This is a genomic window from Nocardioides plantarum, assembly GCF_006346395.1.
Classification (GTDB): domain Bacteria; phylum Actinomycetota; class Actinomycetes; order Propionibacteriales; family Nocardioidaceae; genus Nocardioides; species Nocardioides plantarum.
On sequence record NZ_VDMS01000001.1, the window covers coordinates 22,862 to 35,290 of the forward strand.

Here is a 12,429-nt window from a genome sequence, read left to right on the forward strand (position 1 = left end):
CGTCGGGACGCCGTCGACCAGTCGACACGGCACCGAAATCCGGCGGGAACCCGCTCTCCCTAGGTTGCGACCATGGAGATCGTGTCGGTGGGCTGGAGCACGGAGCTGGCCCTCCTCCAGGCACGGGGCAGCGTCGCCGAGCACCATCGGACCCACGTCGTCGTCTCGACCCCGGACCGGCCCGCGGACCGCACGGCCAACTTCGTGCTGCTGCGCCGTGCGCCGCGGGGTGCCGACGTGGCGATCGCCCTGCAGCGCTTCACCACGGCCTTCGGGCCCGCCGCACCGGTGTCGTTGGCGGTCGACGACCCGGAGGGCGCCCGGAGCGACCTGGAGCCCCTGGCCGCGCAGGGGCTGACCACGCAGGCGCCGCTGGTCCTGGTCGCCACCGAGGTCGTGCGTCCGGCCGCCGGGGACGTGGAGGTCCGCACCGTCGGGGACGCCGAGGCCGGGGTCGACGTGCGCTTCCAGGCCACCGTCGGTGGGCGCCCCGCCGGCACGGCCGGCGTCAGCGCCGCGGGACCCGGCTGGTGACGGCTGCTCGCACCGCGCACCAGCGGCGCCGACCGGGTCGCCGGGATCACCCAGCTCCTGGTGTTCGCGGCGTACGACCACGCCGTGCGCGGGGGCGATGTCCGCGGTCTGGTCGTCGTCGCCGACGAGGGGCACACCGCGATCCCGCTCTACCTCTCGATCGGGTTCCGCGTCCTGGAGCGTCAGCTGCGCGCGTTCGCGCCGGAGGCCGCCGACACCGGGCGCGACGTACCGTGACCGCGTGCGCGTCCTGACCCAGCTGCTGCGCTTCGCGTGGCTCGAGGCGCAGTCGTGCGTGTTCGCCGCGGCACTGTTCGCCGGGCTGCTCGTCGCCTACGTGGTGCCGCTGCCGGTCGCCCGCTACGACGCCCTGCTGGTCTGGTGCGTCGTGGTGACGCTGGGGTTCTGGGCGCTCGGCCTGGAGTCCTGGCGTGAGGTGCTGGTCATCGTCGCCTTCCACCTGCTGGGGCTCGGGCTCGAGGTGTTCAAGGTGCACGTCGGGTCGTGGTCCTACCCGGAGGACGCGGCCACCAAGGTCTGGGACGTCCCGCTGTTCTCGGGGTTCATGTACGCCGCGGTCGGCTCCTACGTGTGCCAGGCCTGGCGCCGACTGTCGTTGCGGGTGTCCGGCTTCGACGTCGGCCCCACCGCGGTGGTGGCCGTCCTGGTGTACGCCAACTTCTTCACCCACCACTGGATCGTCGACCTGCGACTGCCGATCGCCGCGGTCGGGCTCGTCGTGCTGCGCCGCGCGTGGGTCCACTTCACGGTCGGTGGGACCGGGTACCGGATGCCGCTGGCCCTGTCGTTCCTGCTGATCGGGTTGTTCCTGTGGGTCGCCGAGAACGCCGCGACCTTCCTCGGCGCGTGGCGCTACCCCGGTCAGCTCGAGGTCTGGGAGGCCGTGCACGCCGCCAAGATCGGGTCGTGGGCGCTGCTGGTGACGATGAGCTTCGTGCTGGTCGCCGCGGTCAAGCGCTGGGAGGGCGTGCTGTACGCCGTGCCGTCGGGTCGGTCAGGCCCCGTGGCGGGCCAGGGCGAGGCGCCCGACCTCGACGAGCTCGGCTCGCAGGTCGAGCGGTGAGAGCAGCTCGACCTCGCCGCCGAAGGTGAGGACCAGCCCGAGCGCCTGACGCCGGGCCCGCACCACCAGGCGCAGTCGGACGCGGACGTCGCCCGGCACCGGTGGCAGCTCCTGCGGCGTCGTACCGGCGACGAGCTGGAAGGACGCCACCCGGCGAAGCCGGTCGAGAGCGCCGGGGTCCACCGCCACGTCGAGCTCCACCGACTCCCCCACCTCGAGCGCGCGCCGCGACTCGGCCCACTCGTGCGCCAGGTCGAGGTCGGCCGGGCGCCGCGCGGGCTCGTCGAGGACGACGGCGTCGACGATGCGCGAGACGCGGTAGGTGCGACGGTGCCCGCGGTGGGCGGCGAGGAGGTACCAGCGGCCGGCGTTCTCGACCAGTCCGTAGGGGTCGACGGTGCGGGTGGTCGGGGGCTCGCCGCCGGCGGTGCCGTAGCGCAGCCGGACCCGTCGAGCCGCGGACGCGGCCTCCCGGAGCACCGGCAGGACGGGGACCTCCTCGACCGCGGCGAACCACCGCCGCCGGTCGACGACGAGCACCGAGGCGAGCGCGTCGGCCTCCTCCATCGCCCCGCTGGTGACGGTCGCGGCGAGCTTGGCCAGGGCGTTGCCGAGCTCGGGCCCCAGCCCGAGCTCGCGCGTGGCGTCGCGGCTGCCCCAGAGGAACAGCGCCTGTGCCTCACCGACGGTCAGGCCGCTGACGTCGGTGCGGTAGCCCTCGACGAGCCCGCAGCCACCGTGCCGACCGCGCACGGCGAAGACCGGGACGCCGGCCGCGGACAGGGCGTCCATGTCGCGCAGCACCGTCCGCTCGCTGACCTCGAGCTGCTCGGCGAGGCGGGCGGCGGGCTGGGTGCCGTGGCGCTGGAGCAGGTGCAGGAGGCGGAGGAGCCGGTCGGCGCGCATGTCTCAGATCGTCGCAGCAATACCTGACACAAGATGTCTGGTTCAGCTTGCAGGATGGAGGCATGACCACGAACCAGGCCGTCCAGGCCGACCCCCGCCCCCTGCTCCTCGCCGCCGCCGCCCAGGTGACGACGTACGTCGACCGCGTGAGGCTCGACGACCTCGACCGGCCGACGCCCTGTGCCGGGTGGACCGTGCGCGACCTCCTGTCGCACCTGGTCGCCGTGTCGGTCCGGGTGCCGCACGTGCTGCGAGGTGGGCACCCGTTCGAGGTTCCGTCCCAGGTCGAGGGGGTCGCCGACCGCGACTGGGCCGGTGCCTGGGCCGAGCGCCAGCCGGAGCTCGTGGCCGCCCTCGGGGAGGACGCGGTGCTCGAGCGGACCGTCCACCACCCGGCCGGGGACATGCCGGCGGCGGCGGCCATCGTCACCTACGTCAGCGAGCTGGTCACCCATGGCTGGGACCTCGCCGCCGCGCTGGGCGACACGTCCGGGCTCGACGACGCCCTCGCCGCCACGTGCCTGGCTCCGCTGCAGGGCGCGCTGCCGGCCGGGATCCGTGACGAGGACCGGGTGCCGTTCGGTGCCGTGGTCCCCGTCCCCGACGACGCGCCCGCCCTCGACCGGCTGCTGGGCTGGGTCGGGCGCGACCCGCGCTGGACCCCCTGAGTCCGGCGGGCTGAGTCCGGCGGGCCCCTGGACGTCAGCCGAAGATGTCGTCGGGGAGCCCGGGCCAGGTGCAGGACAGCACCGCTCCCCCGTCGGGCCCGTTGTCGACCGACACGGTGCCGCCGTGGGCACGCACGAGGCCGTTGACGATGTAGAGACCGAGGCCTGAGCCGCCCGTGGTGCCGCCGGTCCAGAACTTGGTGAAGATCCGGCGCCGCAGCTCGGGTGGGATCCCGCCGCCCTCGTCGCTGACGGTCAGGCGCACCCCGTCAGGCGCGTCGGGATGGGGCTCGCGCTCGACGCGGACGGTGACCAGACCGTCGCCGTGGCGCACGGCGTTCTCGACGAGGTTGGTGGCGACCTGGGTGAACTTGTCGGGGTCGACGTGCACCTGAGGCAGGTCGGCGTCGGTGACGAGATCGATCTCGCGGGCCGTGCCGGCGCCGACGGACTCGACGATCCGGCCGACGAGCACGCCGGCGTCGGAGGGACGCGGATAGAGCTGCAGGCGCCCGGTGTCGATGCGGGCGACGTCGAGGAGCTCGGCGATCAGCCGGCTCAGTCGGTCGGAGTCGGCGGCGACGGTGGTGAGCATCAGCTTCTTCTGCTCGTCGTTGAGCTTGTCCCAGCGGTTGAGCAGCGCCTGCACGAAGCCCTTGACCCCCGTCAGCGGCGAGCGCAGCTCGTGGGCCACGGTCGCGACGAGGTCGGAGCGCTCGCGGTCGAGGCGTGCCCGGCCCCGTCCGGAGCGCAGCGTGATCGCCACCCGGGTCACCGGGCCCAGCCGCTCGGCGCGGTGCAGCCGCGCGGCCACGAGGACCTCGGTGCCGTCGGGCAGCAGCCACGGTTGCTCGGGCACCGCGGTGCGCGTGCGCAGCCCGGCGTACGGCGTGTTGGCGGCGGTCCAGGCCTGGGCGTCCTGGTCCTGGAGCCGCAGGACCTCGGCGAGAGGACGTCCCGGCTCGGCGCTCGGACCGAGCATCCGGCGGGCCAACGCCGACACGAGGGTGACCACGCCCTGCGCGTCGGCGAGCACGACGCCGTCGGGCAGCTCGTCGGCGAGCTCCTGCGCGGTCGCGTGCGGCATCCGGTCAGCCTACGGCGGCCGGCGAGCCGGGCTCAGCCGCGTCGGACGCGCGCCGACTCGTAGAGGCAGAGCGCCGCAGCGGTCGCGAGGTTGAGGCTCTCCGCACGACCGTGGATCGGGATCGACACGCGGTGGTCGGCGAGGGCGGCGAGGTCGTCGGGCAGGCCGTGGGCCTCGTTGCCGAACAGCCACGCCGTCGGCGCCCGGAGCAGGTCTCCGGCGTCGTGGAGCGCGACCTCGCCGTCGGCGGCGGTGGCCAGGACCGTCACGCCGGCCGCCTGGAGACGGCGTACGACGTCGGCCGGGTCGGGCTCGACCGCGACGGGCAGGTGGAACGCGCTGCCGACGGCGGCGCGCAGCGTCTTGGGGTTGTAGAGGTCGACCGACGTACCGGCCAGGACGACCGCGTCGGCCCCGGCGGCGTCGGCGGTGCGGATGACCGTGCCGGCGTTGCCGGGGTCGCGTACATCGGCGCACACCGCGACCAGTCGGGGCGCGGACTGCAGCAGGTGGGTGAGCGGCCGGTCGACGAACCGGCACAGCGCGACGACACCGGCCGGGGTGACCGAGTCGCTCAACGAGGCGAGCGCGCGGTCGTCGACGAGCGTGACGTCGACGCCGGACGGCACGAGGTCGGCGCCGGAGGCGGTCGCGAAGACCTCGACGACGCACCCGGGCACACCGAGCGCGCCCTCGACGGCCTTGGGGCCGTCGGCAAGGAAGAGCCGCCGCTCCGAGCGTTCGGAGCGGCGGCTCAACTTGCGGATCTGCTTGAGCCGGTCGTTGCCGGCTGCCAGCGGGACGACGCTCAGGCCGAGACCTCGGCCTCGCGCGGGGCGTTGACGTCGGCGGGCAGGGCGGCCTTGGCGGCGGCGACCAGCGCGCTGAACGCGGTCGGGTCGCTGACGGCGAGCTCGGCGAGGATCTTGCGGTCGACCTCGATGCCGGCCAGGTTGAGGCCCTGGATGAAGCGGTTGTAGGTCAGGCCCTCCGCGCGCGCGGCGGCGTTGATGCGCTGGATCCAGAGGCGACGGAAGTTGCCCTTGTTCTTCTTGCGGTCGTTGTAGCTGTAGACCAGGGAGTGGGTGACCTGCTCCTTGGCCTTGCGGTAGAGGCGCGAGCGCTGGCCGCGGTAACCGGCGGCGCGCTCCAGGGTGACCTTGCGCTTCTTGTGTGCGTTTACTGCCCGCTTGACGCGTGCCATGACTGACTCCTGACGACTGTGTTGCTCAGCAACTGAGAGTGGAACGGGGTGTGGGGCCAGGGCCCCGGGTGGTGCTGGCTCAGATGCCGAGCATCTTCTTGGCGCGCTTGACGTCGGCCTTCTCGAGCTCGACGGCGCCGGCGTTGCGGCGCATCTTCTTGCGGCTGCCGGTGGTGGGCTGCGAGGCGAACGCAGCGCCCGACTTGCGGCCGGCCTGCAGGCGCATGATCTTGCCGGAGCCGGTCACCTTGAACCGCTTCTTGGCACCGGAGTGCGTCTTGTTCTTGGGCATCGTGTTGTCTCCTCGGGGTGGTACGACGGGCAGCCCGGTGGGGCTGTCGTGTGGGTCGGTTCGACCCGGGTCGGGCTGACCTGGTGGGGTCAGGCCTCGATCTCGGGGTCGAGGTTCTCGGAGCGGCCGCGCTCCTTCTTGGCGGCGACGGGGCCGGCGGCGTGCGCGGCGTCGCGCTCGGCCTGCTCCTCGGCCACGTGGGCGGCCCGCTCGGCCTCCTTCTCGGCCCGGACCACCAGGTGGTCGGCCTTGGCCTCGGCCTTCTTCTTGTGCGGGCCCAGGACCATGATCATGTTGCGGCCGTCCTGCTTGGGCGACGACTCGATGAAGCCCAGCTCGGTGACGTCCTCGGCGAGCTTCTGCAGCAGCCGGAAGCCCAGCTCGGGCCGGTGCTGCTCACGACCGCGGAACATGATCGTGATCTTGACCTTGTCGCCGGCCTTGAGGAACCGGATGACGTGGCCCTTCTTGGTCTCGTAGTCGTGGGCGTCGATCTTGGGACGAAGCTTCATCTCCTTGATGATCACGTTCGTCTGGTTGCGGCGAGCCTCACGGGCCTTCTGGGCGTTCTCGTACTTGAACTTCCCGTAGTCCATGAGCTTGCAGACCGGCGGGCGCGCCATCGGGGCGATCTCGACGAGGTCGAGATCGGCTTCCTGGGCAAGCCGCAGGGCATCGGCGGTGGGCACGATGCCGACGGTCTCGCCACTGGGGCCAACGAGCCGGACTTCCGATACGCGGATCCGGTCGTTGATGCGGTACTCGGTGCTGATGTGTCCTCCAGGGGGTCAGACGCTAGGTCGATCACCTGCGGAGGCCTGGAAAAACAACGAGGGCTTCCGCAGAGGTGCGCAAGCGGAAGCCAGTCAACGACCATCTCACCCTGCCTCCGCGCATGGTGTGCACGGGAGGCGAGGCCGGAGCCTTGGACTAGACCCGACGACCTGTGTCCCGATGGTGCGGTGCTGCTGTGGTGCGGTGCTGCCTGGGACGGCGGCCGGTGCGGGTGGGAGACGATGGAGCTGGTCCCCGCTTGTCGATCGGTGCGGGCACGGGTGTGCCTGTACAGATCAGTCAACCACGGACTCTAGGCCAGGATTCCCGACCTGACCAATCCGGGGCGCCCGGCGTCGCAGCGTCAGACGGACGTCGGGTCGAGCCACCCGAGGTCGTCGCCGACGCGGACCAGGCGCCACCCGGCGGCCAGCGCCCGCAGGTGGTCGCCCTCGACGGCCAGGGGCGCCGTACCGAGGTCGAGCAGCAGCGCCTCGGCGCCGTCCTGGAGAGCGGCGAGCGCCGCCTGCCTCGCCGGGACCGGCACGGGCCGGGCGGCGGGGTCCCAGGCGGCGAGGCTGTCGGTGCCGGAGAACGCCAGCAGCGCCCGCCGTCCGTCCTGCCCCTGGACCAGCACCGCGGCCATGTCGCTGGTCTTGTCGTGGGCGAGCCCCCGCTCGTCGAGCTCGACGTCACCGGCGACCGCGACCACCGGCACCAGCACCCGGACCGTCTGCAGCGCGGCCAGGGCCGCGGGCAGGCCGGCGGGGTCGGTCGGGTCCGCGGCGTACGCCGTCAGCGCCGCGGCGAGGGCCGGGTCGGCCGCGCCGGTGTCGTCGGGGTAGGCCGGCGCCAGCAGCTCACGTTCGGGCATGCGCCCAGTCTCCCACCCACGCGCTGACCGCTGACGTGGGACGCTGGACCCATGGACGACGTCAGCTACGGCGCACTGGCCCTGGCCCTCAGCCTCGTCGCGGGCGTCTACACGTGGTTCGCCTACCAACGACGGGGCCTCGGGGCCGGGCTCAAGGGCGCCGGCCTGACGCTGTTGCCGATCGCGGCCTACCTGACCCGCACGCTGCGCATGCTGGCCGAGATCGGCGACGCGATCGGCGACTGGGCGGTCCGGCTCGTCTTCAGCCCGGTGGTGTGGTCGGGCATCGTCCTGGCCGGCATCGCCGTCGTGCTCTACGGCGCCGGTCGCGTCGTCGAGGCCCGCGGTGGTGGAGCGCCGGCGAAGGCTCCCGAGCGGCCCCGGCAGCGCGGGCCCGAGCAGCTGCCCCCGTCGACATCCACCGCGGCGCCCACCTCGCCGCGGCGGGCCGGCCGCTCCCCCGCGCCGGTCGACGACGAGTTCGCCGACATCGAGGCACTGCTCAAGAACCGGGGCATCACCTGAGCATCGCCGCGCCCGACCGGACCCTGGCGCTGCTCGCCGAGCGAGCGCCCACGCTCGGGGAGGCCCGGCTGCTGTGCGTCGACGGCCCGGGCGGGTCCGGCAAGACGACGCTGGCGCGGGCCGTCGCCGCCCGCACCGGCGCGCGCGTCGTGCACCTCGACGACCTCTACGACGGGTGGTCGGGCCTGGCGACGGTTGCCGACCAGCTCGGCCCCCTGCTGCGCCCGCTGAGCGAGGGCCGGCCCGGGAGCTACCGGCGCTACGACTGGCACGCGGGCGCGTTCGCCGAGACCGTCGAGGTCGACCCGCCCGGACCCGGCGGGCTGCTGGTGCTCGAGGGCGTCGGCGCCGGCACCGCGGCGTACGCCGACCTCGCGACGGTCCTGGTGTGGGTCGAGGTGTCGCGCGAGCTGCGGCTGGCCCGAGGGCTCGCCCGCGACGGCGAGCACCTGCGCGCGCAGTGGCTGGCCTGGCAGGAGTCCGAGGACGCCTCCTTCGCCTCCGACCGGACCCGCGATCGCGCCGACCTGGTGGTCGACGGGCAGGGAAACCTCCACTAGCGGTGGCGCGTGCCCCGGACGAGGATCGACGGACGACCGTCCATCTCGGGAGACGACCTTGATCAAGCACGCCCTGCTCGCCCCGCTCGCGCTGGCCCTGCTCGCCCCGGCGCTGGTCGCCGTCCCGGCGGACGCCCACGGCTCCCGCCACGGGCCGCCCGCGACCACTGACGGCTTCGACGTCACGCTGACCCGCTGGGACAGCTCCCGCGACTTCCGCGCCGGCCGCCTCGAGGGCCTGCGCGTGCGGGACGGGGCACTGGTGCTCGACCGCCGGGGGCTGGCGCGGACGTCGTACACCGATCCGTTCGGCGACGGCACAGCGCGCGACTACGAGGTCGGCACGTGGACCTCGCCCGTCGTGCGGCTCGGCTACGCCGACGACGAGGCGATCTCGTCGTGGAACGCGACGACGCCGACCGGCACCTGGGTCGAGACGCTGTTCCGCGGCCGGCACCGCGACGGGACCTGGACCAGGTGGTACGTGCTGGGCCGCTGGACCTCGGGCATGGACTTCGCCGCCGGCGACATCCACCGCACGTCGCTCGACGGGCAGCGCGACGACGACGGGACGGTCTACACCGACACCTTCAGCGCCAAGACCGGACGCGAGCCGGTGGCCTTCCAGACGCGGGTGCGGCTGCTGCGGCCGGTCGGTGGGCGGTCCCGGCCCTCGCTCGACGCGGTCACGACGATGACCAGCGAGCTGGTGCCCGACGCCGCGCCCCCGACCAGCGCGTCGACCCTGGGCGGGCGGGCCGTCGAGCTGGCCGTGCCCCGCTACTCGCAGAACATCCACCGCGGCGAGTACCCCGAGTTCGGCGGCGGCGGGCAGGTCTGGTGCTCCCCCACGTCGACCTCGATGGCGATGCGGTGGTGGGGTCGTCGGCACGCCCCGACGGCCGCTGACGTCAGCGGCGTCGAGGCGCCGAACGGCGACCCCCAGGTGCCGTACGCCGCGATGCACACCTGGGACTACACCTACGACGGGGCGGGCAACTGGCCGTTCAACGCGGCGTACGCGCACACCTACGGTCTCGACGCGACCGTCACCCGGCTGCGGTCGCTGGCCGAGGTCGAGCGGTTCGTCGCCGCCGGCATCCCCGTGGTCACCTCGCTCTCGTGGGACCTCGAGGACATGCCCGAGGCCGGCTACGCGACCGACGGGCACCTGATGGTGGTCGTCGGCTTCACCGCCGACGGCGACCCGGTCCTCAACGACCCGGCGTCCAGCAGCGACGAGGCGGTGCGCCACGTCTACACGCGCGCGAACTTCGAGAGGGTCTGGCAGCAGTCGACCGGCGGCGTCGTCTACCTCTACACCGCGCCCGGCACGCGGCTGCCGCGGAACGTGTCGGGATCGACGCCCAACTGGTGACAAGGTGTGCGCATGTCTGCGATCGCACCCAGTGGTGACCAGTTCCAGATCTCGGCCGGCGGGTACGACGCCGTCATCACCGAGAGCGGGGCGGCACTGCGGTCCCTGACCCACGCCGGTCGCCCGCTCCTGGACGGGTTCGCCGAGGACGAGATGTCGTCCGGCGGGCGCGGGCAGCTGCTCATGCCGTGGCCCAACCGGATCCGCGACGGGCGGTACTCGTTCGGCGGACGCGACCTGCAGCTGCCGCTCACCGAGCCCGAGCGCCACCACGCCTCGCACGGCCTGGCCCGGTGGGCGGCCTGGATGCCCGAGGAGCACTCGTCGGCGTCGGTGTCGCTGCAGTACCGGCTGATGGCGCAGTCCGGCTACCCGTGGATCGTCGACCTGCACGTGCTCTACGACCTGTCCGCCGACGGCCTCACCGTCACCCAGACCGCGACCAACCTGTCGCCGACGCCGGCTCCCTACGCCTGTGGGGCCCACCCCTACCTGTCGGTCGGCGCCGGCCCGATCGACACGTGGGAGCTGACGCTGCCGGCCGCGACCCGCTCGGTGACCGACGACGCGTTGATCCCGGTCGGGCGCGAGGCCGTTGACGGGACGGCGTACGACTTCCGGGTGGCGCGCCCGATGCGCGACACCGCCCTCAACACCGGGTTCACCGACCTCGAGCGCGACGAGCGGGGCGTGGCGACCACGGTGCTGCGCGACCCGGCGTCGGGTCGCGCGGTCTCGATCTGGGTCGACGAGCACCACCGCTGGCTGCTGCTCTACACCGCCGACGACCGGCCCACGACGGCACGCCGGTCGTTGGCGATCGAGCCGATGACGGCCAACGCCGACGCGTTCCGCAGCGGTGAGGACCTGCTCACCCTGGCGCCGGCCGGCGAGCCGGGCGACGAGGTGTCAGTCTCCTGGGGCGTGCGCGCGGTCGACGAGGGCGCGTAGCTGCCGCACGGCCTGCTTGGCGCGCGGCCCGTCGGAGGACTGGACCGCCATCACCGAGGCGGTCGTGCCGTCGGCGAGGTCGAGGGTCACCCAGGGCGCGCCGGGGTTGAGGCGCACCGCGACGATCTCGGCCCACACGTAGTCGTGGCGCCGGTAGCCGTTGACGACCTGGAGCCCGTCGGGGTGGGCGACGACGCGCGAGCGGGCCAGGGCGTAGAGGCACGAGAAGCCCAGCAGGAACATCGCGATCACGGTGCCGCGCTGGAACGGTGTCACGGAGTCGCGGACGTCCTGGTCGAGACCGACCCACAGCAGCGCGGTGACGCCGAGCAGGGCACCGCCGGCCACCCCGCCGGCGATGCGGGGCCCGAGCGGACGCCAGGTGCGCGGCAGCGCCGGGAGGTCAGAGTCGGCAGGCATGGATGTCGGTCTGCAGGATGCCGCGGGCGCCGAGGTCCCACAGCTGGTCCATCAGCCGCTGGGACCCGGCGCGGGGCACCATCGCGCGGACGGCGACCCAGCCCTCACGGTTGAGCGGCGCGATGGTGGGGCTCTCGATGCCGGGGGTGAGCTCGACGGCGCGCTCGAGGTGGGCCTCGGCGATGTCGTAGTCCATCATCACGTAGCCGCGGGCCACCAGGACGCCCTCGACGCGACGCCGGAAGACCTCGAAGCCGGCCGGGTGGTCGGCGCCGGCCCGCGTGATGAGCACGGCCTCGGACTGCAGCAGCGGCTCGCCGAAGGTCTCGAGCCCGGCCTGGCGCAGGGTGGCGCCGGTCTCGACGACGTCGGCGATCACGTCGGCGACGCCGAGCTGGATGCTGGTCTCGACCGCACCGTCGAGGCGGGTCACCGTGGCGTCGAGGCCGCGCTCCTCGAGGAACGCGCGCACGATGCCGACGTAGGACGTGGCGATGCGGGTGCCGGCCACGTCGGCAGCCTCGGCGTAGCGACCGACCGGGCCGGCGAAGCGGAAGGTGCTGCGGCCGAACCCGAGGGTCAGCGCCTCGTCGGCCTTGGCGCCGGAGTCGCGCAGCAGGTCGCGGCCGGTGATGCCGGCGTCGAGGGTGCCCTCGCCGACGTAGAGCGCGATGTCGCGCGGGCGCAGGTAGAAGAACTCGACGTCGTTGTCGGTGTCGATGAGGGTGAGCTGCTTGGGGTCGTCGCGCTGGCGGTAGCCCGACTCGCGCAGGATCTCGCTGGCCGCGATGGCCAGCGAGCCCTTGTTGGGGATCGCGATCTTGAGGGTCATCAGGTCTCCGGTCAGAGGTGCGAGTAGACATCGGCGGGCTCGAGGTCGAGGGCGAGCATCATCACCTGGAGGTGGTAGATCAGCTGGCTGATCTCCTCGGCGGCGCGCTCCTTGCCCTCGTGCTCGGCCGCCATCCACGACTCGGCGGCCTCCTCGACCAGCTTCTTGCCGATCGCATGGACGCCGGCGTCGAGGGCCGCGACGGTGCCCGAGCCCTCGGGTCGGGTGCGTGCCTTCTCGGACAGCTCGGCCCACAGACCGTCGAACGTCTTCACGGCGGCCAGCCTACGGGCGCTCGTTCTCGACGCCTCACCCCCGGGACCGTCCTGAGACCACGTCG

The 12,429-nt window shown here is 73.4% G+C and carries 18 protein-coding genes; 8 read left to right on the forward strand and 10 right to left on the reverse strand.

The features are described 5' to 3' along the window. The first annotated feature begins 72 nt into the window (after positions 1-72). From FJQ56_RS00100 to FJQ56_RS00105, 3 genes are read left to right on the forward strand one after another with little or no spacing between them, the layout of a single operon-like run. Positions 73-534, forward strand: coding sequence for a hypothetical protein (locus FJQ56_RS00100; RefSeq protein WP_140007197.1), 462 nt, complete (start codon positions 73-75; stop codon positions 532-534). A 60-nt stretch (positions 535-594) separates the two neighbouring features. After that, positions 595-771: a hypothetical protein gene (locus FJQ56_RS22315; RefSeq protein WP_211350707.1), complete on the forward strand. Its 177-nt coding sequence runs from the start codon at positions 595-597 to the stop codon at positions 769-771. 4 nt (positions 772-775) lie between these two features. Further along, positions 776-1,618 carry a DUF817 domain-containing protein gene (locus tag FJQ56_RS00105; RefSeq protein ID WP_211350708.1) on the forward strand — a complete coding sequence of 281 codons (843 nt, stop codon included), beginning with the start codon at positions 776-778 and terminating at the stop codon, positions 1,616-1,618. On the opposite strand, the gene FJQ56_RS00110 is transcribed toward FJQ56_RS00105, so the two are convergent. Then, on the reverse strand, positions 1,550-2,524 hold the full coding sequence (locus FJQ56_RS00110; RefSeq protein ID WP_140007199.1) for a helix-turn-helix transcriptional regulator: 975 nt from the start codon (positions 2,522-2,524) through the stop codon (positions 1,550-1,552). The two genes, FJQ56_RS00105 and FJQ56_RS00110, sit on opposite strands and share 69 nt — an antisense overlap. Positions 2,525-2,586: 62 nt before the next feature. On the opposite strand from FJQ56_RS00110, the gene FJQ56_RS00115 reads away from it, so the two are divergent. Then, positions 2,587-3,192: a TIGR03086 family metal-binding protein gene (locus FJQ56_RS00115; RefSeq protein WP_140007200.1), complete on the forward strand. Its 606-nt coding sequence runs from the start codon at positions 2,587-2,589 to the stop codon at positions 3,190-3,192. A gap of 34 nt (positions 3,193-3,226) precedes the next feature. On the opposite strand, the gene FJQ56_RS00120 is transcribed toward FJQ56_RS00115, so the two are convergent. The 6 genes from FJQ56_RS00120 to FJQ56_RS00145 form a co-directional block, all read right to left on the reverse strand. Next, positions 3,227-4,279 carry a sensor histidine kinase gene (locus FJQ56_RS00120; protein ID WP_140007201.1) on the reverse strand — a complete coding sequence of 351 codons (1,053 nt, stop codon included), beginning with the start codon at positions 4,277-4,279 and terminating at the stop codon, positions 3,227-3,229. A 32-nt stretch (positions 4,280-4,311) separates the two neighbouring features. Next, positions 4,312-5,091, reverse strand: coding sequence for a TrmH family RNA methyltransferase (locus tag FJQ56_RS00125; RefSeq protein ID WP_140007202.1), 780 nt, complete (start codon positions 5,089-5,091; stop codon positions 4,312-4,314). Next, complete coding sequence (gene rplT / locus FJQ56_RS00130; protein WP_140007203.1) at positions 5,088-5,483, reverse strand: 50S ribosomal protein L20; 396 nt, start codon at positions 5,481-5,483, stop codon at positions 5,088-5,090. Before rplT ends, FJQ56_RS00125 begins: the two co-directional genes overlap by 4 nt. 79 nt (positions 5,484-5,562) lie before the next feature. Then, positions 5,563-5,775, reverse strand: a complete 213-nt coding sequence (locus FJQ56_RS00135; RefSeq protein ID WP_140007204.1) for a large ribosomal subunit protein bL35 — start codon at positions 5,773-5,775, stop codon at positions 5,563-5,565. 89 nt (positions 5,776-5,864) lie between these two features. Further along, a complete protein-coding gene (gene infC, locus FJQ56_RS00140; RefSeq protein ID WP_140007205.1) occupies positions 5,865-6,548 on the reverse strand; it encodes a translation initiation factor IF-3 in 684 nt (227 codons plus the stop codon). 365 nt (positions 6,549-6,913) lie between these two features. After that, a complete protein-coding gene (locus tag FJQ56_RS00145; RefSeq protein WP_140007206.1) occupies positions 6,914-7,423 on the reverse strand; it encodes an SseB family protein in 510 nt (169 codons plus the stop codon). Positions 7,424-7,474: 51 nt separating this feature from the next. Here FJQ56_RS00145 and FJQ56_RS00150 point away from each other — a divergent pair, with 51 nt between their 5' ends. From FJQ56_RS00150 to FJQ56_RS00165, 4 genes are all read left to right on the forward strand, one after another. Continuing rightward, positions 7,475-7,948 carry a hypothetical protein gene (locus FJQ56_RS00150; protein ID WP_140007207.1) on the forward strand — a complete coding sequence of 158 codons (474 nt, stop codon included), beginning with the start codon at positions 7,475-7,477 and terminating at the stop codon, positions 7,946-7,948. A gap of 149 nt (positions 7,949-8,097) precedes the next feature. Continuing rightward, entirely contained in the window at positions 8,098-8,508 is a 411-nt protein-coding gene (locus FJQ56_RS00155) for a nucleoside/nucleotide kinase family protein (protein WP_246083914.1), read from the forward strand. Between the two features lie 58 nt (positions 8,509-8,566). After that, a complete protein-coding gene (locus FJQ56_RS00160; protein WP_246083915.1) occupies positions 8,567-9,886 on the forward strand; it encodes a C39 family peptidase in 1,320 nt (439 codons plus the stop codon). A 12-nt stretch (positions 9,887-9,898) separates the two neighbouring features. Then, entirely contained in the window at positions 9,899-10,837 is a 939-nt protein-coding gene (locus FJQ56_RS00165) for an aldose 1-epimerase family protein (protein ID WP_140007208.1), read from the forward strand. Here FJQ56_RS00165 and FJQ56_RS00170 read toward each other — a convergent pair. Genes FJQ56_RS00170 through FJQ56_RS00180 form a run of 3 tightly spaced genes read right to left on the reverse strand, consistent with a single transcriptional unit; the run spans position 10,796 to position 12,364 of the window. Further along, positions 10,796-11,257, reverse strand: a complete 462-nt coding sequence (locus FJQ56_RS00170; RefSeq protein ID WP_140007209.1) for a PH domain-containing protein — start codon at positions 11,255-11,257, stop codon at positions 10,796-10,798. The two genes, FJQ56_RS00165 and FJQ56_RS00170, sit on opposite strands and share 42 nt — an antisense overlap. Further along, positions 11,241-12,089, reverse strand: a complete 849-nt coding sequence (gene hisG, locus FJQ56_RS00175; RefSeq protein WP_140007210.1) for an ATP phosphoribosyltransferase — start codon at positions 12,087-12,089, stop codon at positions 11,241-11,243. Before hisG ends, FJQ56_RS00170 begins: the two co-directional genes overlap by 17 nt. 11 nt (positions 12,090-12,100) lie before the next feature. Further along, positions 12,101-12,364 (reverse strand): phosphoribosyl-ATP diphosphatase, encoded by a 264-nt coding sequence (locus tag FJQ56_RS00180; RefSeq protein ID WP_140007211.1) that lies wholly within the window; start codon positions 12,362-12,364, stop codon positions 12,101-12,103. Positions 12,365-12,429: the final 65 nt, after the last annotated feature.

Bases quoted from the DNA above. Each gene is read 5' to 3' on its own strand.
- FJQ56_RS00150 (WP_140007207.1), top strand. From the start codon at position 7,475: ATGGACGACGTCAGCTACGGCGCACTGGCCCTGGCCCTCAGCCTCGTC.
- FJQ56_RS00135 (WP_140007204.1), bottom strand. From the start codon at position 5,775: ATGCCCAAGAACAAGACGCACTCCGGTGCCAAGAAGCGGTTCAAGGTG.
- rplT (WP_140007203.1), bottom strand. From the start codon at position 5,483: ATGGCACGCGTCAAGCGGGCAGTAAACGCACACAAGAAGCGCAAGGTC.
- hisG (WP_140007210.1), bottom strand. From the start codon at position 12,089: ATGACCCTCAAGATCGCGATCCCCAACAAGGGCTCGCTGGCCATCGCG.
- FJQ56_RS00170 (WP_140007209.1), bottom strand. From the start codon at position 11,257: ATGCCTGCCGACTCTGACCTCCCGGCGCTGCCGCGCACCTGGCGTCCG.
- FJQ56_RS00165 (WP_140007208.1), top strand. From the start codon at position 9,899: ATGTCTGCGATCGCACCCAGTGGTGACCAGTTCCAGATCTCGGCCGGC.
- FJQ56_RS00120 (WP_140007201.1), bottom strand. From the start codon at position 4,279: ATGCCGCACGCGACCGCGCAGGAGCTCGCCGACGAGCTGCCCGACGGC.
- FJQ56_RS00100 (WP_140007197.1), top strand. From the start codon at position 73: ATGGAGATCGTGTCGGTGGGCTGGAGCACGGAGCTGGCCCTCCTCCAG.
- FJQ56_RS00110 (WP_140007199.1), bottom strand. From the start codon at position 2,524: ATGCGCGCCGACCGGCTCCTCCGCCTCCTGCACCTGCTCCAGCGCCAC.
- FJQ56_RS00145 (WP_140007206.1), bottom strand. From the start codon at position 7,423: ATGCCCGAACGTGAGCTGCTGGCGCCGGCCTACCCCGACGACACCGGC.
- FJQ56_RS00115 (WP_140007200.1), top strand. From the start codon at position 2,587: ATGACCACGAACCAGGCCGTCCAGGCCGACCCCCGCCCCCTGCTCCTC.